Origin of the sequence: Mycobacterium innocens (assembly GCF_900566055.1) — a bacterium.
Classification (GTDB): Bacteria; Actinomycetota; Actinomycetes; order Mycobacteriales; family Mycobacteriaceae; genus Mycobacterium; species Mycobacterium innocens.
In genome coordinates this window covers 11,559-31,231 of sequence record NZ_UPHQ01000165.1, presented here as the reverse complement: position 1 = coordinate 31,231, position 19,673 = coordinate 11,559, and the positions used below count along the sequence as shown (strand labels likewise).

The window sequence follows — 19,673 nt, the reverse complement described above, 5'->3', positions numbered from 1 at the left end:
CGACGAGGGTTAGCTGTGGGTTGCGGCGCCGACGACGCGCCATGTGGGAGGCCGGCGTCAGGCCGGCGCCGGCGCGAACTCGACCGGCAGCGCGGCGGGCGAGCGGAAGGCGACCCCCACCACGTGCGGAGTCGGTGCGCTCGCGTCCAGCCGCAGCCCCGGCAGGCGGTCCAGCAGCGCGTTGATCGCCACCGCGGCCTCCATGCGCGCCAAGTGCATGCCGAGGCACAGATGCGGGCCGCCGCCGAACGTCAGGTGCGCGATGTTCTTGCGGGCGGGATCGAAGCGGTCCGGATCCGGGTAGCGCGCCGGGTCCCGATTGGCGGCCGCGACACTGACGCTGACGTTGCTTCCCGCCGGAATCGAGATCCCGCCGAGCTCGCAGTCGCGGACCGCCATCCGCACCACCGTGGTGATCGGCGGCTCCCAGCGCAACGCCTCCTCGATGGCAGCGCGGACCAGCCCGCGGTCGGCCCGCAGCGTGTCCAGCAGCTCCGGTTCGGTGAGCAGCGCGACCAGCAGGTTGCCCGAGGCCCGGTAGGTCGTCTCGACGCCGGCGGGCAGGATCAGCAGCAGGAACGCGAAGATCTCGTCGTCGGTCAGCCGTGCGCCGTCGATCTCGGAGTCCGCAAGCGTGCTGATCAGGTCGTCCTGCGGGTTGCGTCGGCGCTCGGCGAGGATTTCGGTGAAGTAGGCCTTCAGCGCTCTCGACGCGGCCAGCCCGCACTGCCAGTCGTAGACCACATTGAGCAGCTCGATCGACAGCCGCTGGAAGCGCGGGTAGTCCTGTCGCGGCAGGCCCATGATCCGCGCGATCACCTGGACCGGAAACGCGAAGGTGAACTCGCGGGCCAGCTCGGCGCGCCCGCGCGGCGCGAACCGGTCGATGAGCTCGTGGACCACCACCTCCACCAGCTCGGCGCGCCATCGTTCCAGCAGCGCCGACCGGAACGACGGCGACACCAGCGCCCGGCTGGCCCGATGCTCGGCTCCCTCGAGCTCCAGCAGGGTGCGACCCATGACCGGGCCCATGATGTGCTCGTAGATCGACGAGGAGAAGGTGTCCGGATGGGTGAGCACCGTCTGGCACTCGTCGTAGCCGAGCACCGTCACCCCGAAATCGCCGACCTGCCCGGCCCTGACCTCGGTGAAGGGGTTTCCGAGCATCACCCGGTGTCGCGCGCGCGCCTCGCGCAGCCGCTCGTGCACGTTTTCGACCTGCATGAGCAGCCCGCCCTGCAGCTCGGTCGGGTCGAAGTCGTTGGTTGCCACCTCAGCCATGAGCCGACACCGTCTCGGTATCCCGCCCGGACCGCAGCACGGTGCCGGGCAGCGCGCCGGTGGCGGCGCCGTCGCGGCACACCTCGACGCCACCGACCAGCACCGAGCTGATTCCGCGGGCGACGGCGACCAGCCGGGGCGCGCCCGCGGGCAGGTCGTAGCGGGTGCGTTCGGGGCCGTGGCCGACCGTCGCCGGGTCGAACAGCACCAGGTCGGCGTGCCAGCCGGGCGCGATCCGGCCACGGTGCGTCAGCCCGTAGAACCGGGCCGGCACGTCGGTGATCAGCCGCACGGCTTCCTCCAGCGTCACCACCCGATGCTCGCGCACGCCCTTGCCCAGCAGCGACGTCGTGTAGATCGCGCCGCACATCATGTCCAGGTGGGCGCCGGCGTCCGAGCCGCCGATCACCGCGCCCGGGTGGCGCCACACCTGCGCGCGCGCCCGCCAGTCGGCCGCGTCGTCACCGGTCAGCGGCGGGGAGAGTCCGGTGCGCAGCTCGTCGGCGATCACGATGTCCAACAGCGTGTCGAACGGCTCGCCGCCGCGGGCGGCCGCGACCTCGCCGACGCTGCGCCCGGTGGCGTCGGCGTTCTCGGGCGCGAACGTCTCGACGATGACTAGCCGGTCCCATTGCGCCAGGCCGCGCAGCATGCCCGCCTCCTTGGAGGCGGCGCCCTCGGCGAGCCGGCGACGCACCGCGGGGTCGGCGAGCGCGGCCAGCCGCTGCGGCACCGGCAGGTGCATGGTGTCGCGCCACCCGGGCAGCCCGTCGAGCACGAAACCGGACAGGAACGAAAGCCGGATCTTCATGCCGTGCGGCAAGGTGAGTGCCACCACCCGGCCGCCGCGTTCGGCCGCGACATCGTAGGCGCGCAACTGCTTTTCGTGCCCCGCCGGGTTTGCCGCCGTCACACCCAGCAGGTTCCAGTTCAGCGGCCGGTCGGCGGCCACGGACATGTCGGTGAGCAACGCGATGTCGTCATCGGTGAAGCCGGACAGGCAGCCGCCGATGATGGCCTCCAGCGTGGTGCCCGGGTGGTCGCGCACGCCGGAGGCCAGCGCCACCAGTTCCTCTCTTGAGGCGCTGCGGGACGGCACCGGCTGGCCGGAACCGTCGTTGTGAGTGGGCGACTGCGAGGTCGACAGCCCGAGCGCGCCGGCGTTCAGCGCGTCGTGCAGCACCGCGACCATCGTGTCGATCTGTGTCGGGGTAGCCTGGCCGCCGACCGCGTCGTTACCCATCGCCGCCAGCCGCAGTGCCGAATGGCCAACCAGGAAGCCGGCATTGACGGCGATGCGGCTCTCGAGGCGGTCGAGCCAGTCGCCGAACGACGCCCAGCCCCAGTCCAGGCCAGCACGCAGCGCGTCCAGCGGCATCCCCTCGACCCGCGCCAGCATCCGGGTGAGGTAGTCGTGCTGGTCGGCTGCGGCGGGCGCCAGCGTGAAGCCGCAGTTGCCGCCGAAGACCGTGGTTACCCCGTGTTGCACCGACGGGCTCGCCGTCGGGTCCCAGAACAGCTGCGCATCGTAGTGGGTGTGCAGGTCGACGAATCCCGGTGCCAGCGTAAGTCCATGGGCATCAACGGTTTTCGTGGACAGGTCGTCGCTTTCTCCGACGGCGACGATCCGCCCGTCACGGACGCCGACGTCGCCGTGGCGGGCGGGCGCGCCGGTACCGTCGACGATCTCGGAGTCACGGATCAACAGGTCGAGCATGGGCCCCTCCTACGCCGTTCTATCCGGTGGCCGCGAGCCACCGTTCGTCCGGAAGCGGGTGACGAAACAGCTGCGCGGCGTTGCGGTGGGTGATCTTGGCCGCGTCCGCCGCCGACAGGCCGGCGACGTTGCGCGCCACGACCTGTTGGGTGTCGGGCCAGGTCGAGTCGGCGTGCGGATAGTCGCTTTCGACGAGGATGCGGTCGGCCCCGATCGCGTCCAGCGCGCCGAACGCGTGCGGATCGTCGATCGAGCAGAACCAGAAGGTGCGTCGCAGCACCTCGCTGGGCAGCAGGTCGCTTTTCCAGGAGCCGCCCTCGTGGCCCGAAGCGGAGTGCGCCAGAACGTAATCGGCGCGGTCGCCGAGCATGGCCGCCCAGCCCAGGCCGCCCTCGGCCAGCGTGATGTTCAGCCGCGGGAAGCGCACCGGGATGCCCGACCACAGCATGTCCGCGCAGGCGACCAGGCCGTTGACCGGGAACAGTGTGGTGATGGTCTCGAACGGGGTGTCGAAGGCGGGGATCGGCGCCCACTGCGCCGACCCGGTGTGCAGGCAGACCACCGTGTCGGTCTCCTCGCAGGCGGCGAAGAACGGATCCCAGACCCCGGTGTGCAAGCTGGGCAGGCCGCAGTGCGCGGGCAGCTCGGGAAAGCTGACCGCTTTGAACCCGCGGTCGGCGTTGCGGCGGATCTCCTCCGGGGCCAGCTGCGGGTCGGCGAGCCAGGGCAGCTGCAGCGGGATGATCCGCTGCGGGTAGGCGCCGGCCCACACCTCGAGGTGCCAGTCGTTCCAGGCGCGCAGCACGGCCAGCCCCAGCTCCAGATCGTCGCTCTTCCAGAACACGGTGCCCGCGAACCCGGCGATCAGCGACGGGAAGTTCAGCGACGCCCAGATGCCGGCGAGGTCCATGTCGGCGATGCGGGCGTCGATATCCCAACAGCCGCGGCGCATTTCGTCGAACCGGGCGGCTTCCATGCTCCATTCCTCGCGCGGCCGGCCGATCACCGCGTTGAGCCCGATGTTCGGGTATTCCCGGCCCTCGTAGCGCCATACCTGGCGCCCGTCGTCGGTCTCGACGACCGTCGGCGCCCGGTCGGCCAGCGCGGTGGGCAGCCGCCCGGCGAACATGTCGGGCGGCTCGACGACATGGTCGTCGACCGAGATCACGACGTGCTGTCGCTGCCGGGGATCGGGGTCTGGCAGCAGCGCCATAAGAGAAGCTAACGATGGGTTTTAGCGAGTGTCAATGCCTTTTAGCGCTATCTATGCAATGAATATAAGGTTGCCTTGTCAGGTCAGTCGCGTGATCCCCGGGTAGGCGTCGAAGCCGCGGTCGAAGCTCATGAGCGCAGCGATGTTGTGGCGGGCCATGATGGCCACGTGCAATGCATCCCTGGCCGGCAGGGCTGGGTAGCGCAACAAGGTGTCCTTCGCATGCTCGACGTCGGCGCGGCCGATCGGCAACACGTCGTCGACCACGGCGAGGATCGCGTCGAAGGCCGGCTGGATCGCCTCGCGCCGGCCGATCGCCGCGTAGCGGTGGCAGATCTCCTGCAATACCTCGGCGTCGGTGACCAGCCGTTCGCCGGCGAAGAGCGCGGCTTCCAGCAGGCGCTGCGCATCGAGCTTGTGCGGGTGTGCGGCACCCACCAGGTACATCGGGATGTTGGCGTCGACGAAGATCACCGTGTTGCGCCGGGCGGCTCCAAGTAACCGAGTTCGGTCTCTTCGAGCATCTGCTCGATGTCGGGTGCCGGAAACTCGTGACGCACGGCAGCGCGGACCGCGCGCAACTTGGTGTCGAGATCGCCGCCCGGTTCCCGCTCCCGCGCTTCGCGCAGGGTGCGGCGAACCCACTCGGAGACGGTCGTCCGATGCCGACGCGCGATCTTTTGCAGTTCTTCCCATTCGTCGGCGTCGAGGAGGACCTGCAGCCGCTTACTCATAGCATGAGTATAGGTGGCTCATAACTGTCTCGACTCCGTCTCGCAGATAGCGCGGGGATATGTCGGACATCCTTGGCCGGCGGTGAAACGATGCTTTCGTGGATCCCAGCGGGGATGGTGGCGGTGGACTGGCTCGCCGTGGTCGTGTTCGCCAACTCCCTCGTGAGCCTGTTCTACTACCTGCGCTGGATCATTCCGTCGTTTCGGCAGTCAACCGAACGTGTCGCCGACGACGTGTCCGACCCGAAGAGGTGGTCCACCGCCACCGCGGTGCTGGCTTCGGGCATAAGCCTGGCCTTGGGCATTTCATCCGGTGCTGTCTGGCAGTTGCTCACATGACTGGCCGGCGCCACAGCCGGCAGACAACCACTTGCATACCCCCAAGGGGTATGGTAGGCATGAGTTGATCGCCTGAATACCAGCGACTCGAGAAAGGCAGCGACATGAGCACTGTCACCGGTATGACCTGTGGACACTGCGCAGCCGCGGTGCGTGAAGAGATCGACAAAGTTCCCGGCGTCACCGCCGTCAACGTGGAGCTCGCCGCCGGAAAGTGACCATCGAGAGCGACACGCCGGTGGACAGCGACGCGATCAAGAGCGCGGTCGAAGAGGCCGGCTATCAGCTCGCCGGCTGACAAGCCGACCGGTCGCCACTGCGAAGCCCCAAACGCCATAGCCACTGACCCTCGATCACCAGAGGAAATTCGTCATGAATCCCGCTACCAAAACCAAAACTCCGCCAAGCGGTCACGTCGAATTGGATATCAGCGGCATGACGTGCGCTTCATGTGCGGCGCGAATTGAGAAGAAGTTGAACAAGATCGGTGGGGTGGCGGCATCGGTCAACTTCGCTACCGAGAAGGCCCGCGTCGACTACATCGGCGACGTCTCGGCCGAACAACTTGTCGAAACCGTCGAACAGGCCGGGTATCGTGCGCAGGTTTCCAAGCCGGAAACTCGTGAACCCGACGGCGATGCAGCACTTACCGAAGGCGATTCGGCGACGGCGTTGCGACAGCGCCTGCTTGTCTCGCTGGTGCTGACCGCGCCGGTGATTGCGATGGCGATGGTTCCCGCGCTGCAATTCACCAACTGGCAATGGCTGTCACTGACACTGGCCGCGCCGGTGGTGGCGTGGGGTGCGCTGCCCTTCCACCAGGCCGCGTGGTCCAACCTGCGCCACGGCACCGCCACCATGGACACGCTGATCTCGATGGGCACGATCGCCGCCTTCGGTTGGTCGATCTACGCCCTGTTCTGGGGGACCGCCGGAATGCCCGGCATGACTCACTCGTTCGAGCTGAGCATCGCCCGCACTGACGGCACCGGCAGCATCTATCTGGAGGTGGCCGCCGGGGTCACGACGTTCATCCTCGCCGGCCGCTATTTCGAGGCCCGCTCCAAGCGGCGCGCCGGTGCGGCGTTGCGGGCGCTGCTCGAGCTCGGTGCCAAGGACGTCGCCGTACGCAGAAACGGTGTGGAGCAACGAATCCCGATCGACCAACTTGCGGTCGGCGACGACTTCGTGGTCCGTCCCGGCGAGAAGATCGCCACCGACGGCATCGTGATCGAGGGTTCCTCGGCGGTCGACGCGTCCATGCTGACCGGTGAGTCCGTGCCGGTCGAAGTTGGCCCGGATGACCAAGTGGTCGGCGCGACAGTCAACGTCGGTGGTCGACTCATCGTGCGCGCCAACCGGATCGGATCTGATACCCGACTGGCGCAGATGGCCAAGCTCGTGGAAGAGGCACAGGCCGGCAAGGCGCAGGCCCAGCGGCTGGCCGACAAGATCTCCGGCATCTTTGTGCCTATCGTCATCGCGTTATCGGTGGCGACCCTTGGGTTCTGGATCGGCACCGGCGCACCGATCGCCGCGGCGTTCACCGCGGCCGTCGCGGTGCTGATCATCGCCTGCCCGTGTGCGCTCGGCCTGGCCACACCCACGGCGCTGATGGTCGGCACCGGTCGCGGCGCGCAACTTGGCATCCTGATCAAGGGGCCCGAGGTGCTGGAGTCCACGCGGCGCATCGACACCATCGTCCTCGACAAGACCGGGACCGTGACCACCGGCACGATGGCCCTGCTCGACGTCATCACCGCCGACGGGGAACAGCCGGACGACGTGTTGCGCCTCGCGGGTGCACTCGAAGACTCCTCGGAGCACCCCATCGCCAAGGCGATCGCCAAGGCTGCCCGCGACAAGGTCGGCGACCTGCCACCCGTCGAGGACTTCACCAATCTCGAGGGGTTGGGCGTGCAGGGCATCGTCGACGGGCACGCGGTCGTCGTCGGCCGACAGCGACTCCTTGCCGACTGGGCCCAACATCTACCGGAGAAGCTGGCGGCGTTCATGCGAGACGCTGAGGCGGAGGCCAAAACCGCCGTCGCCGTGGGCTGGGACGGCACGGCGCGTGCGGTGCTGGTGGTGGCCGATGCCGTCAAACCGACCGCCGCCGAAGCGGTCCGCCAACTGCGTGCGCTGGGCTTGACGCCGATCCTGCTCACCGGCGACAACGCGGCCGCGGCACGCGCGATCGGCAAGCAGGTGGGCATCGATGATGTCGTCGCCGAGGTGTTGCCCCAGGGCAAGGTCGAGACCGTCAAGCGGCTGCAGGCCGACGGCAACGTGGTGGCCATGGTCGGCGACGGCGTCAACGACGCCGCTGCGCTTGCTCAGGCCGACCTCGGACTGGCGATGGGCACTGGAACCGATGTCGCCATCGAAGCCAGCGACCTCACACTGGTGCGCGGTGACCTGCGCGCCGCGCCCGACGCGATCCGCCTGTCGCGCAAAACATTGACCACGATCAAAGCCAATCTGTTCTGGGCGTTCGCCTACAACATTGCCGCCTTGCCGCTAGCGGCCGCCGGGCTGCTCAACCCGATGCTGGCCGGCGCAGCGATGGCATTCTCGTCGGCCTTTGTGGTCGGCAACAGCCTACGGCTACGGCGATTCCAGTCGATCGTGCGTGAATCCCACGTCAAGAAACCGTCGTCGTAGACGATTAGGAGCATGGCGTCTCATGGTGGAGCCCTGGAGTCTGCACAGACTGGCGACCGTTGCCGCCGAGACCGAAGAACGTCTTTGTTCCTATGCCGACATGGGATTGCTGCACCGCCGGCCGGATGGCGACTTTGAGCCCGACTCGCTGCAGCGTTTACGGCTGATTCAGTTCGCGCAGGCCCGCGGTGTCGGCGCGCACCAACTGGCCGCCGCCGCTGACGGGGGCGATCTGCTGGGCATCTTCGAGGAGCTCGCGCCGCCCAGCGGCGCCGCTGCAAACCTGACCGACATCGCCGGCGAGCTCGGACTCGGCGATGACGTGCTCGGTGACCTACGAGAACTTCTTGAATGCAATGAGATTGGGGCTACCACCGAGTCGGACGTTGCCGTATTGCGGATGGTGGCCAGGGCAGTGGGGCTAGGTCTGCCGCGCGACGCCCTCATGCAGTTGGTGCGGGTATTCACTGACGCCATGGGGCGCTTGGCCGATGCCGAGGTGCGCACGTTCCACAACTATGTTCATGAACGCTTCCGCGCCCAGGGCCTGGTTGGCCGCGAGCTGTTAGAGGCGAGCATGGACATCGGGAAACCGTTGCTGGATCTCATGGAGCCGGCCGTCGTGCACTTCCACCGACGCGCCTACCACCAGGCCAATCGTGAACACCTGCTCCGTCATCTCGCCGAGGAGACCAGCCCGCCCTTCACGGCACCGGGTGAGGAACACGCGACCGTGGTGTTTGTCGATCTTGCCAGTTTCACACCGCTGACAGCAGCGATGGGCGATCACGCTGCTGCAGATGTGCTGCACCGGTTCAGCCTCACGGTACGTACCCGCGCGACTCGGCACCGGGGCCGCGTCCTCAAGCAGATCGGGGACGCATTCATGCTGATGTTCACGCAGCCGGCAGACGCCATCGAATTCGGGCTCGCGATGATTGGTTTCGTCGACGCCGAGCCGCAATTCCCGGCCCTGCATATCGGCGCCCACCACGGCACCGTCCTCTATCGCGAGGGTGACTACGTCGGCGCCACAATCAATCTCGCCGCGCGGGTGGCGTCGGCTAGTGCCGCGGGACAATTCCTCATCACCCAAGATCTCCGCCCGGCAGCCGAGGAGTGCGCAGACGCCGACATCACCGCTTTGCCGCCGCGGCGACTCAAGGGTATTGCTGAATCGGTGCGCCTCATCGAAATTCGACCGCGCGGCCCGGAAAACTCCCACCGTGACACCGATCCGGTATGCGGAATGCGACTTCACCCCTACGACGTGGCAACTCGGAGCACATGGCAGGGAAGGACATTCGTCTTCTGCTCTCAGACATGCGCGGACGCCTTCGACGACGATCCCGGCCGCTTCGTTGCTACCGCCCGGCAACCTCCACAACACGGGATCGAAAGTTGAGCATCGTTTTGCCATGACCGCCCGATATCTCGGTTTTCTCCGATGCCCCCGGTGCGGACTGCAGACACCGGAAGCCGAAGCGTCGTTCGGATGTCGCGATTGTGCCCGCGCCGGCGTTGGAGTGAACCTCACCCCTGCCTACGCCCTCACGCCCGGCCCGTTGCCCTGGGAGGCGTCCGAGCGAGGCATCTTCGGCTTCCGTGGGCTGCTGCCGTTGGCACCCCACGATGTCCCGATCAGCCTGGGAGAAGGCGCGACACCGCTGCTTGCCTTGAACCGTCTGGGGCCTCGCTTGGGCATGCGCAGACTCATGCTCAAAGACGAAACGCGCAATCCGACGTGGTCATACAAGGACAGGCTCGCGGCGGTCGCGGTTACCAAGGCGGCGGCGTCGGGCGCTTCCACCGTCATCGTCTCCTCGACAGGCAATCACGGTGCGGCCGTCGCGGCCTACGCCGCGGCCGCCGGGCTCGGCTGTGTGGTCTTGACCGTATCGTCCGTGCCGCGCCAGCTGAGCACTCTGATGCAGGCGTATGGAGCCTTCGTCGTCGCTTATGAAAGCGGACCAGACCGCTGGTCGGTGATGAGAGCAGCGGTCGACGCGTTCGGTTGGACTCCTATGTCTGGGCTGATGAGCCCGCCGCTCGGCTCCAACCCATTTGGCATCGAGGGATATAAGACGATCGCCTACGAGCTGTGGCGGCAGCTCGGCGAAACGCCTGATGTCGTCGTGGTGCCGACCGCCTACGGGGATGGACTCGCCGGTATTCGGCGAGGGTTTGCAGACCTCATTGCTCTCGGCCTTGCCAGCCGGATGCCGAGGCTGGTCGCCGTCGACCCATTTGGCGCCTACGCACGCGGGCTGCGGTCTGAGAAAACAAGGCTGCCAACGGTTCTCACACGGCGCACGATGGCATTTTCCGTCGCGACTTCCGTAGCCACCCAGCAGGGACTGGATGCCATTCGAGCCACCAACGGAACCGCCGTCGCAGAGCAATCCGATGACGCGATCGCCCGCATGCAGCTTGAACTGTCCTCGACCGAGGGCCTCTACGCCGAAGGTGCCTCGGTTTTGGCGGTCCTCGCTGCTCAACAACTCGCCGACCGGATGTGGCTCGACCGCGATGAGAGCGTCGTGCTGTTGTCGACGTCAACAGGGCTGAAAGATCCCGACTCCTCCGCCGGCCACCTGCCCGATCTGCCGGTTCTCCAACCCACCTTGACGGCGCTAGAGGCTGCGCTCCCCGCGCGAATGTGGAAATGACGATGCCGTCCATCAGCCAGCGAACTACGACCAGGCGCATACGCGTGTGCAAGCAGTTTCCGGTCGGGCACGCCGTCCGCTTTACGCAGTACGGGTGGGGGGTATAGACTTGCCGAGTGGGTGTCCCACAGGTGATGACTGGTCGCGCGCCGCAGGTAGCGGGCGGGGCGGCATGGTGTGGTCAGCGGGTTGCTGGCCGAGCTGATATCGCCCGGCGGACGCGCTCCGTGAGCGACCGTTCCTGGTTGGTGTCGGTGGTTGCGGTGGCGGCGTTGGTGTGGGCGTTGGTGGCGGTGGGTGCTCATGGGGGCCTGTTGTCGGGGCAGCGCCATGGTGTGCACTTTGGGCATCCGTTGGTGTCGTCGTTGGGTGGCGAGTTTGCGGCTAATGTCGATCATCCGCATGTGGTGGATGCGTCGAGGCATTCGCATCACCCGGAGCAGTTCGCTGCTGCGGTGTTGCCGCAGCGGGCGGGTGCGGCGTTGGTGGTGTTGGGTCTGGTGGTGGCGGTGGTGGCCGTCGCCGGTGTGGCCGGTGCTGTGGTGGTGCCGGTGGGGCGGGGCCCGCCGTGGGGGTTGGCCGGTGTCGTTGCCGGTCGGGATTTGTTGACTCGGTTCTGTCTTCTGCGTCGCTGATTGGTCAGCGTCAGGTCGTGGTGCTCGTTGCACGCGGCCGGTGAGCGTCTGACCGATGTCAATTGGGCCTGCCTTGATTGGCGGCCGCCATTTTGGAAGCGACGATCATATGAATCACGTTTTGTCTTTGGATGCTGCGGTGGCGCACGGTTCGCGTCACCACACCGGCCACCGCCCTGCGGTGAGTGCGGGGCAGGGGTCGGGGCCGGCTGCTCCCCATGAGTGTGGCCCGAATTGTGATCGGTGCCGCCGGGTGCCGGAGAAGTATCGCCGGCCGGCTGCGATGGTGGGTAATACCCCGGTGTTGTGGGTCGGTGAGCCGTTCGGCTCGGGTGAGCGCGGGTTTTGGGCCAAGCTGGAAGGTGCTAACCCCGGGGGCAGTATGAAGGATCGCCCGGGGATGCACATGGTGGAGCGGGCCCGGTTGCGTGGTGAGTTGTTGCCGGGGGCGCGCATCGTGGAATCGACCAGCGGCAGTTTGGGGTTGGGGTTGGCGTTGGCGGGCATGGCGTATCACCATCCGGTCACTTTGGTGACCGACCCGGGGATGGAGCCGATCATTCGTCATATGTTGGCCGCCTATGGCGCCCGGGTGGATCTGGTCGCCGAGCCGCATCCGGTGGGGGGCTGGCAGCAGGCCCGCAAGGAACGGGTGGCTGAGTTGTTGGCCGCCGAGCCCGATGCGTGGTGCCCCAATCAGTACGGCAACGCCGATAATGTGGATGCCTATCGGCCGCTGGCCCAGGAGTTGCTGGATCAGCTCGGCGATATCGATGTGCTGGTGTGTTCGGTGGGTACCGGCGGGCATTCGGCGGGGGTGGCGCGGGTGTTGCGCCAGGCCAATCCCGATCTGCAGGTGATCGGGGTCGATACGGTGGGCTCGACGATTTTCGGTCAGCCGGCCGCCAGCCGGTTGATGCGCGGGCTGGGCTCGAGCATCTATCCGCGCAATGTCGACTACGGCGCGTTTAGCGAGGTGCACTGGGTGGCGCCGGCCGAGGCGGTGTGGGCGTGTCGGACCCTGGCCGCCACCCACTTCACCAGTGGGGGCTGGAGTGTGGGCGCGGTGGCGTTGGTGGCCGGCTGGGCCGCGCGCACCCATCCGCGCGGCACCAGGATCGCCGCGGTGTTCCCCGATGGTCCGCAACGCTACTTCGACACCATCTACAACGACGACTACTGCCGCCGTCACGGGCTGCTCGACGCCACCGCACCCAGCGGGCCCGAGCAGATCAACACCCCCAGCGAGGCCGTCGTGCAGCGCTGGACCCGCTGCACCACCGTCGTCGACCCCACCACGGTGGCACCGACGCTGCTCACCAAACCACGACGCCGGCAAGCGGTTCGCAACGAAAACAACGGCGACGCCGAGAAAATCCCCGCATAAAAGCGGGCCGAACATGAATCACGGAAAAGGTCGAACGATATGCATACCACTTTTGTGACCATCACACTGCTGCGAGGCCAGCGACAGACTGCGCGAGGGAAAGGAGTGCCGCGATGACATGTTTTCCCGGGCGACGTTGCATGCCCGATGTCCGCAAACGACCCGAAAAAGACTGCGCCGAGTACGTGATGTGGGATGCCGCGTACGTTCTGGGGTCGCTGTCTGCGAACGACCGGCGCGAATTTGAAAGACACCTGGGTGGTTGCACAGTGTGCCGGAAGGCTGTTACCGAACTCAGCGGTATGCCCGCTCTGCTCTCGGTGCTTGACCGTGATGAGGTAGCCGCCATCGTGGAGAGTTCTCATCCCACTGGGAATTTCGCCGAAGCGGTCGAATGTGGTGACGTGCGTGCTAAAAGCCGATTGGACGGCACGGCGCCTCGGTTGCGAGGTGCCTAGGTGATGAGTGACAAGGCGATGATCTGCCCGCGGTGCGGATCCGAAATGGAGACCTATTCGCGCTCGGGGATCAATGTGGACCGCTGCACCGGTTGCCGTGGGGTGGTTCCCGATCGTGGCGAGCTGGAGAGCCTCATTGACGCGGAGACCGCCTACTACCAGCAGACCCCGCCTGCCCCGGTCGGCGGGTATCCGCCCGGCTACAGCCAGCCGCCGCCGCCGTATCCGCCTCCAAGCCCGTACTACGGTGATTACCACGACGACCACCACGGTGACCACGGTTACTACGGGCATCACGGCCGGCGCGGTTTTCTGCACGGGCTTTTCGACTGATCGCCGGTGACAACCTTGGAGTGCAGGGCAACTCGAGCACGCACTCGTCGGCAGCGGCGGGTGAACGGCCCCGTCCTACCCGGAACGGGTGCGTGATGGGATGGCTCGCACTGACAGGCGGTCCGCCAGTGTGGCGGGACGGCTGGCCGCCGTGGCCTCAGCACGACGACGCCACGATCGACCGGGTAGCCACCGCGGTGCGCAGCGGCCGGTGGACACTTACCGGCGGTTGGACCGGCGATGAGCCCTACGAGCGGCTGTTCGCCCGCCGGTTCGCCGAACTGGTTGGGGTGCCGTACTGCGTGAGCACCGACCATGGCTCGAGCAGCCTGGTGGTGGCCCTGGAGGCGGTCGGCGTCGGTGCTGGGGACGAGGTGATTGTCCCGGTGCTGACGTGGGTCGCGACGGCGACGGCGGTGCTCAACGTCAACGCGGTGCCGGTCTTCGTGGACGTCGACGCCGGCACCGGCTGCCTGGACCCGGAAGCCGCGGCCGCGGCCATCACGGACCGCACCACCGCCATCATCGCGGTTCACCTGCACTGCCGGATGGCCGATATGGACGCCCTGGTGCGGCTGGCCGACGCGCACGGCCTGCCGGTGATCGAGGACTGCGCCCAAGCACATGGCGCCCGGTGGCGTGGCCACCGCGCCGGCTCGATCGGCGTCGTGGGTGCCTTCAGCATGCAGCAGGGCAAGGTGCTCACCTGCGGCGAGGGCGGCGCCGTCGTCACCGGCGATCCCGTGCTTTATGACCGTCTGCAGCAGCTGCGCGCCGACGCCCGCCGCTACCCGGAGGCCGAACCGAGGCTCGGCTACCCGTACCTTGTTGAGGCCGGCGAGGTGATGGGAACCAACCACTGTCTTGGCGAGCTACCCGCAGCGCTGCTGTTGGACCAGCTGGAGCGGCTGCCGGCGCAGCTGGCGCGGCGGGCGCGCGGTGCCGAGATGCTCGACGCCGAACTCGCGCGACTGCCCGGTCTGCATCCAATGACCAGGCAACCCGGCCTGGAACTGCCCAGCGTGTTCGCCTACGCGGTGCGTCGCGACCCGGAAGCCTTCGCCGGCGCACCCACGGACCGGGTCTGCGCCGCAGTGGCCGCCGAGCTGGGGGTGCGGGTATACCGCTGCGATCGGCCGCTGCATGACAACGTGCTGTACTGCCCGCACACTAAGCCGCGGTACCGCTGGCTTGACAGCCGGCTGCGGACCACCGCGAAGTGGGGCGATTTCCGCCACGCCGAGCACTTGTACGACAACCTCATCCTTGTCCCGCACCGGGTGTTGTTGGCCGACGACGCGGGTCTCGACGCCGTGGTCAGCGCCTTTTCTAAGGTCGCCCGGTACGCAACCGAGTTGTGAGTCGCCACGCCGCTGGTCCCTGGTGAAGCGCTCCGGCCGCGCTAGCGCCGGTCATTTCATCCAGGCCCGCGCTTTGGTCAGCAGTGATCGGCGACGAGTGTGCGGGCGGCGTGGCGGGCCAGCGCAAGGGTGGTCAGCGACGGATTGGCGGCGCCCGAGCGGGGAAAGGTCGACGGCCCGGCCACGTAGGCTCCCGCAGCGAGGCGGACGCGGCCCGCAGCGTCGACGTGCTCGCCGCCCAGCGGCAGCGTGCCGGCTTCATGGTCCACGCTGCCGAGCGGCCAAGCATAGGACACCGGGGTGCGGTAGGGCGCGGATCCGACCTGCTCCACCGCAGTCGCGAAGGGCCGCGGCTCGGTGCGGAAATCGGGGAACCGCAGGTTATGCCCGCCGCCCCCGGCGACGGAGGCAACTGCCGACCAGGCCCGCCCCAACAGTTCGCGCTGCCCAGCCAGCACCTCGTGATCGGCGGCGGCCAGGCCGGGCACCACCGTCGGCGGCCGGCCGCCCGACGGAAACGACAGCCTCGATTCCGCCGATCGCACCTGCTCGCCCATGGCCCACACGTCGACCAGCACACCGTTGTCGGTCGGCAACGGGCGCACCCGGGCGAACACGTTGGATCGGCAGGCGGGTTCGGCCACGTAGCGCAACGAGTCGCCGAGCGTCCCCTCGCCGGCCGCACCGGCCGGCAGTCGCACCACGAAGCCCTGGACCAGGTGATCATTGAGGCCGGTGAACTCGCCGCCGTCGAGCTCCGGCAGCCGTGCCATCAGCCGCGTGTTTTCCAGCGTGCCGGCGGCCAGCACCACCGCCGTCGCGGGCACCACCTCGCTCGTGCCCGCGGCGGCGACGCGCACCCCGGTGACGTTCCCGGCGTCCCGCACCAGTTCCACCGCCCGACAGCCGGGCCGAATCCGGGGTAATCGGCTGCCCTCGGGCCGGTGCAGCCACTCGGTGCACTCGGCCAGGGGCGTGTATGCCCGCGTTGCGCCGTCGCTCTCGGGCCGCGTCGCCAGCGGGACGGGGCGCGCGGAGGGGCCCAGCGCCGCGGTCGACAGCTCGGGTGTCTCGTCGGCCCCGCGGCCTGCCAGGGGGCCACCGGCCCAGGCCGCGAGATCCCGCTCCACCTCGGCGTACAGCGACGGCGCGCCGGGCGCGCCGCTTGCACCGGTCAGCGCGGTGCGCAGCGGTGCCGGCCAGGACGCATCCAGCGCCCAGTCCTCCAGCCGCAGCACCACCCCGTGCCAGCGCAACGACCGCCCGCCGACTCGGTCCGGTGCCGCCGCGGCCGAGTAGTGCGGGGGAGCGGTGGTGCGCCACGTTGCGGCAGGTACCGCCGCGACCGCGGGCGCCTCTCCGGCGTCGAGCACGAGCACGTCCTTCACACCCGCCGCAACCAGGGTGCGGGCGAGTTCCAGGCCCGACAGGCCCGCTCCGATCACCACCACGTCGGCAACAGTTCCGATCATGCAATCCCTTCCTCAGCCGTCCAATTCATCCATTAGGCAAGTCTGGTCCACCGCACGTCGCACCGACCGCAGCGCATTCAATGGATAATTGAGCCGAAGCCACGGTCAGGCCGAACCGGCCGGGCGTGGTTATCATCGCAGGGCCTCTGTTTGGGCCCGGCTAGGTCGCGACGTCTGGGAGACATGTTGGTAGTTGTGCGGGACCGCCCGCTGGCGGCGCCGTCTCGCCCACCGCGTGGCGGCTGCGGGTGAGTACGCAGGCCTACCCTCGCCAGCCGAGCGTACGCGCGGGCGAACGGCTGATGTTGCACGTGTCCACCCCGGCGCCGCGCTATCGGGTCCGGTTCTTGCGGATAGGGTGCGAGCTCGAGCCGGTGGGCGAGAGCTCCTGGCGGCGCGGCTTCGAGCTTCCCCCCGGCCTGCCGGACCGGGACTGGGGATGGCCCGGCGAGCTGTTCGACGTCCCGAAGAGCTGGCGCAGCGGCGCCTACCTCGCGGTGATCGACACCGGGCAGGACGACCAGCCGCCGATTGACCTGGCCGCCCGCTGTGGGCAGGCGTTGTTCGTGGTCCGGCCCGCCGCCTCCGCGCGACGGGCGCCGATCCTGTACAAGGTGCCGCTGGCGACCTACCACGCCTATAACGCCGCCGGCGGAGGCAGCATGTATCACACCGCGTCGTTCGTGCCGAGCCTGTCGCCCACCGTGCTCACCACCCGCAGGCCCGGCGGCGGCACCGGCGGGGCGCCGTCCTTCCCGGAAGCGGTGGACGTCTACGACCCGAGCTCGCCGCGGGAGGGCGTCGCGCACTGGGATGTGCCGATGATCGCCTGGCTGCAGCGCGAGGGCGTCGACGTCGACTTTTGCACCGACTTCGACCTGCACCGTGACCCCGCCGTGCTGGACGGGCACCGTCTGCTGCTCAGCGTCGGCCACGACGAGTACTGGAGCCCGCCGATGCGGCAGGCGGCCGAGGATTTCGTGCGGCGTGGCGGCAATATCGCGTTCTTCAGCGGCAACACCAGCTGGTGGCGAGTCGACCTGACCGACAACGGCGACCTCACCGCCGTGCATCCACCGGTCAGCCATCCGGGCGGTGGTAACTGGTGGCGCACCCGCCCGGAGAATCGTCTGACCGGGGTCAGCTACCGGCACGGCGGCGGGTGGTGGGACGGCCCGCGGGAGCCGCTGGGCTACACGGTGCAGCACGCCGGGCATTGGGTGTACGGGGGGCTGAACCTACGCACCGGCGACGTGTTCGGATCGACGGAACGCCTTGTCGGCTACGAGTGCGACGGCGCAGTGGTGGAACCGGGTCCCGGCGGCCGGCTACGTGCCGCGGGCACCGACGGCACCCCCGCGGAGCTGGCGGTGCTGGGGACCGCGCGGCTGGGAGAGGGCTGGCAGGACCGGCCGGCCGGTCCCGCGGCCACCGCCGTGCTCGGCGCCTACACCGACACCGGGACGGTGTTCACCTGCGGCACGACCGACTGGCCGCGCCTGCTTGCGCAGGGCGACCCGGTGGTGACCGCCATCACCCGCAACGTGCTGGGCCGGCTCGCCGGGCAGGGCGCGCGGGTGCTGGGGCCGTTCCCGGCCCGACATGGCCGCTGGCTGGTGGTGGCCGGCCAGGACGCGACCTTCCAGGTTGACCTCCGCGGCCCGGCGCCGGAGGGGACCACGTTCACGTGGACGATCGCCGTCGGCGACTGCCCGGCCAAAAAGGTACCCGGCGCGCTCACCTGCCAGCTGGCGGTGCCCGACGTCGCGGACCTGCTCACCGTTACGGTGACGGTGACCAGCCCGGACGGCCAGACCAGCTTCGGGTGGACCACCCAGCCCATCCTGTCGGCCGCCGAGTTCGCGCAGATCGACGTGCTATGCCGACTACGCGACCTGGTGGTGGCCGTGGCCCCGGCACTAAATCCGGTCGCCGAGGTGGGCACCGGAAACCGGCCGTTCGGCGACCCGGCGTGGGACCCTGTGCGAGACGGGCTGCGCAAGCCGATGACACCGGAGGCTTTCGACACCGTCATCACCGCCGCGACCGAACTGACCGAGCGTTGCGCACCCTTCGCCGGCCGGCACGACCGAATTGGATCGTGCTGATGACCGGGACCGCGGACCCAGCCGCCAGAGGTGCCGACGCGGTGTATCGAGAGTTGCGCCAGCGTGTCGTCGACGAGCTCAGCGGGCAACTGCCACCCGGCCCGGCGCTACCGGTAATGATTCCCACCGTCGGGTTCGGCGGGCAGAGCCGCGCCGTGCTGACTCACACCGTGCGGGAGCTGGCCAGGCAGCGCGCTGCGGTGCCGATTTCGGTGGTGCTGCTGGTCAACCGGCCAGAGGCCCGCCCGGCCGACAGCACCCCTTTCCGGGCCCGTGGACTGGCTGCCGCGCGGAACTCGACGGCTGTCCAGTTCGCCGTGGCGGAGCTGACGCTGCCGCGCCGGCCGCGGATGGGAGAGCTTCGCCAACTCCTTCTGGAGGCGGTCCTGCAGGTGCAAGGCCTCGATCCCGACCGCACTGCATGCGTCGTATGCGACGACGACATCGTGCGCGCGCCGGCCGGAATGCTCGCCGACCTGCATAGGGTCGTCAGCGAGCCGGGGGTGGCCGCGGCCCTCGGCCCGGTGCTGTTCGACTCCGAGCACAGCCCCGCCCCCCTGTGGCCGGCCTTCTTCGCCGCCGACGCGCTGCGCGCCCTGCTGGCCGCGAAGTTCGTCCGGCGACTGCGCCAGGAGCCGTTCGACGCGGCGCGACATGCCGAATTCGACCACCATGCGGAAGCGATAGCCCTCAGCGGCAACTTCGCGGCGCGCGCCTCAGCCATCCAGCAAGCCGGAGGATTCGCCCCGCTCAACGAGATCACCAACTTGACGCGCGGCATACATCACCTGGGCCCCGGCACGATCGCCGGAACTTGGGACTTCGATCCCGGCCGGGAGGATGTGCTCATCGAGCTGCGCCGCCGCGCCCTGCACACCAGCGCGCGGCGAGCGATGGCGGCCTATTTGGCGACCGGGACGCCGTCGGTGGGACAGTGGCGAGTGTGGCGTTTCCGGTCTTCCCGCGTGGATCCGGTGCGGACCATGGACGCGCCGGCAGGCACGCCGGTGCGGATCGCCGACCTCGACAACCGGCGCACCGCGGAACTGGTCACCGAACTGAACTCCGTGCTCACCACCACGCTGCGCTACTTCCCAACCGATCTGGAGGTCATCGAGGACTGCCTGGCTGCCCTCGGCTTGAGCACGCGCTCGCTGTCTCTCGGCGTGGGATCGGCCGCCCCGACGGTCACCATCCGCGAGGCTGCGGGCCTGCTTGACCGGCTGGCGGCAGCGCAGCGGGACGTCGACCAGTCACGCACCCCGCGTGAGACGGGGTAGACCCACCGCGGCGTCAGATCGG

16 protein-coding genes and 2 pseudogenes are annotated in these 19,673 nt (G+C 68.6%); 12 read left to right on the top strand and 6 right to left on the bottom strand.

What is annotated here, in order from left to right:
* Positions 1-57 precede the first annotated feature (57 nt).
* The 5 genes from EET03_RS16255 to EET03_RS16235 all read right to left on the bottom strand — a co-directional run bounded on the left by EET03_RS16255 (position 58) and on the right by EET03_RS16235 (position 4,945).
* Complete coding sequence (locus EET03_RS16255; RefSeq protein WP_075542004.1) at positions 58-1,281, bottom strand: cytochrome P450; 1,224 nt, start codon at positions 1,279-1,281, stop codon at positions 58-60.
* A complete protein-coding gene (locus tag EET03_RS16250) occupies positions 1,274-2,998 on the bottom strand; it encodes an N-acyl-D-amino-acid deacylase family protein (RefSeq protein WP_075542005.1) in 1,725 nt (574 codons plus the stop codon). Before EET03_RS16250 ends, EET03_RS16255 begins: the two co-directional genes overlap by 8 nt.
* A 19-nt stretch (positions 2,999-3,017) precedes the next feature.
* A complete protein-coding gene (locus EET03_RS16245; RefSeq protein ID WP_075542006.1) occupies positions 3,018-4,211 on the bottom strand; it encodes an amidohydrolase family protein in 1,194 nt (397 codons plus the stop codon).
* Positions 4,212-4,289: 78 nt separating this feature from the next.
* Entirely contained in the window at positions 4,290-4,685 is a 396-nt protein-coding gene (locus tag EET03_RS16240; protein WP_063471848.1) for a type II toxin-antitoxin system VapC family toxin, read from the bottom strand.
* Positions 4,682-4,945: a hypothetical protein gene (locus EET03_RS16235; protein ID WP_063471847.1), complete on the bottom strand. Its 264-nt coding sequence runs from the start codon at positions 4,943-4,945 to the stop codon at positions 4,682-4,684. The genes EET03_RS16240 and EET03_RS16235 overlap by 4 nt, the downstream gene beginning before the upstream one ends.
* 90 nt (positions 4,946-5,035) lie before the next feature.
* On the opposite strand from EET03_RS16235, the gene EET03_RS16230 reads away from it, so the two are divergent.
* The 10 genes and pseudogenes from EET03_RS16230 (at position 5,036) to EET03_RS16185 (ending at position 14,791) form a co-directional block, all read left to right on the top strand.
* The gene (locus tag EET03_RS16230; RefSeq protein ID WP_136625708.1) at positions 5,036-5,284 is read left to right on the top strand and encodes a hypothetical protein; all 249 of its coding nucleotides are present in this window, start codon (positions 5,036-5,038) and stop codon (positions 5,282-5,284) included.
* Between the two features lie 104 nt (positions 5,285-5,388).
* Positions 5,389-5,582, top strand: a pseudogene (locus EET03_RS16225) (heavy-metal-associated domain-containing protein).
* Positions 5,583-5,656: 74 nt separating this feature from the next.
* Positions 5,657-7,948 carry a heavy metal translocating P-type ATPase gene (locus EET03_RS16220; protein ID WP_075542007.1) on the top strand — a complete coding sequence of 764 codons (2,292 nt, stop codon included), beginning with the start codon at positions 5,657-5,659 and terminating at the stop codon, positions 7,946-7,948.
* A gap of 22 nt (positions 7,949-7,970) precedes the next feature.
* Complete coding sequence (locus EET03_RS16215; RefSeq protein ID WP_099193589.1) at positions 7,971-9,353, top strand: YHS domain-containing protein; 1,383 nt, start codon at positions 7,971-7,973, stop codon at positions 9,351-9,353.
* A 13-nt stretch (positions 9,354-9,366) separates the two neighbouring features.
* A complete protein-coding gene (locus EET03_RS16210) occupies positions 9,367-10,617 on the top strand; it encodes a threonine synthase (RefSeq protein ID WP_244232398.1) in 1,251 nt (416 codons plus the stop codon).
* A 227-nt stretch (positions 10,618-10,844) separates the two neighbouring features.
* Positions 10,845-11,252 carry a putative copper homeostasis (lipo)protein LpqS gene (gene lpqS / locus EET03_RS16205; RefSeq protein ID WP_082274549.1) on the top strand — a complete coding sequence of 136 codons (408 nt, stop codon included), beginning with the start codon at positions 10,845-10,847 and terminating at the stop codon, positions 11,250-11,252.
* Between the two features lie 283 nt (positions 11,253-11,535).
* A complete protein-coding gene (locus EET03_RS16200) occupies positions 11,536-12,639 on the top strand; it encodes a PLP-dependent cysteine synthase family protein (RefSeq protein WP_208649069.1) in 1,104 nt (367 codons plus the stop codon).
* Between the two features lie 140 nt (positions 12,640-12,779).
* A pseudogene (locus EET03_RS16195) lies at positions 12,780-13,001 on the top strand (anti-sigma factor family protein); the annotation flags it as partial.
* 99 nt (positions 13,002-13,100) lie between these two features.
* Positions 13,101-13,430 (top strand): TFIIB-type zinc ribbon-containing protein, encoded by a 330-nt coding sequence (locus tag EET03_RS16190; protein ID WP_075542008.1) that lies wholly within the window; start codon positions 13,101-13,103, stop codon positions 13,428-13,430.
* A gap of 95 nt (positions 13,431-13,525) precedes the next feature.
* Positions 13,526-14,791 (top strand): DegT/DnrJ/EryC1/StrS family aminotransferase, encoded by a 1,266-nt coding sequence (locus tag EET03_RS16185; protein WP_075542009.1) that lies wholly within the window; start codon positions 13,526-13,528, stop codon positions 14,789-14,791.
* A 77-nt stretch (positions 14,792-14,868) separates the two neighbouring features.
* On the opposite strand, the gene EET03_RS16180 is transcribed toward EET03_RS16185, so the two are convergent.
* A complete protein-coding gene (locus EET03_RS16180) occupies positions 14,869-16,263 on the bottom strand; it encodes a GMC oxidoreductase (protein ID WP_244232393.1) in 1,395 nt (464 codons plus the stop codon).
* Positions 16,264-16,511: 248 nt separating this feature from the next.
* Here EET03_RS16180 and EET03_RS16175 point away from each other — a divergent pair, with 248 nt between their 5' ends.
* Both EET03_RS16175 and EET03_RS16170 read left to right on the top strand, forming a co-directional pair.
* Complete coding sequence (locus EET03_RS16175; RefSeq protein WP_208649065.1) at positions 16,512-18,371, top strand: N,N-dimethylformamidase beta subunit family domain-containing protein; 1,860 nt, start codon at positions 16,512-16,514, stop codon at positions 18,369-18,371.
* Positions 18,371-19,651 carry a hypothetical protein gene (locus EET03_RS16170; protein ID WP_075542028.1) on the top strand — a complete coding sequence of 427 codons (1,281 nt, stop codon included), beginning with the start codon at positions 18,371-18,373 and terminating at the stop codon, positions 19,649-19,651. The genes EET03_RS16175 and EET03_RS16170 overlap by 1 nt, the downstream gene beginning before the upstream one ends.
* Positions 19,652-19,673 lie beyond the last annotated feature (22 nt).

Coding starts and splice junctions, on each gene's coding strand:
- EET03_RS16255 (WP_075542004.1), bottom strand. CDS start 1,281: ATGGCTGAGGTGGCAACCAACGACTTCGACCCGACCGAGCTGCAGGGC.
- EET03_RS16250 (WP_075542005.1), bottom strand. CDS start 2,998: ATGCTCGACCTGTTGATCCGTGACTCCGAGATCGTCGACGGTACCGGC.
- EET03_RS16245 (WP_075542006.1), bottom strand. CDS start 4,211: ATGGCGCTGCTGCCAGACCCCGATCCCCGGCAGCGACAGCACGTCGTG.
- EET03_RS16235 (WP_063471847.1), bottom strand. CDS start 4,945: ATGAGTAAGCGGCTGCAGGTCCTCCTCGACGCCGACGAATGGGAAGAA.
- EET03_RS16230 (WP_136625708.1), top strand. CDS start 5,036: ATGCTTTCGTGGATCCCAGCGGGGATGGTGGCGGTGGACTGGCTCGCC.
- EET03_RS16220 (WP_075542007.1), top strand. CDS start 5,657: ATGAATCCCGCTACCAAAACCAAAACTCCGCCAAGCGGTCACGTCGAA.
- EET03_RS16215 (WP_099193589.1), top strand. CDS start 7,971: ATGGTGGAGCCCTGGAGTCTGCACAGACTGGCGACCGTTGCCGCCGAG.
- EET03_RS16210 (WP_244232398.1), top strand. CDS start 9,367: ATGACCGCCCGATATCTCGGTTTTCTCCGATGCCCCCGGTGCGGACTG.
- EET03_RS16200 (WP_208649069.1), top strand. CDS start 11,536: ATGGTGGGTAATACCCCGGTGTTGTGGGTCGGTGAGCCGTTCGGCTCG.
- EET03_RS16190 (WP_075542008.1), top strand. CDS start 13,101: ATGAGTGACAAGGCGATGATCTGCCCGCGGTGCGGATCCGAAATGGAG.
- EET03_RS16185 (WP_075542009.1), top strand. CDS start 13,526: ATGGGATGGCTCGCACTGACAGGCGGTCCGCCAGTGTGGCGGGACGGC.
- EET03_RS16180 (WP_244232393.1), bottom strand. CDS start 16,263: ATGATCGGAACTGTTGCCGACGTGGTGGTGATCGGAGCGGGCCTGTCG.
- EET03_RS16170 (WP_075542028.1), top strand. CDS start 18,371: ATGACCGGGACCGCGGACCCAGCCGCCAGAGGTGCCGACGCGGTGTAT.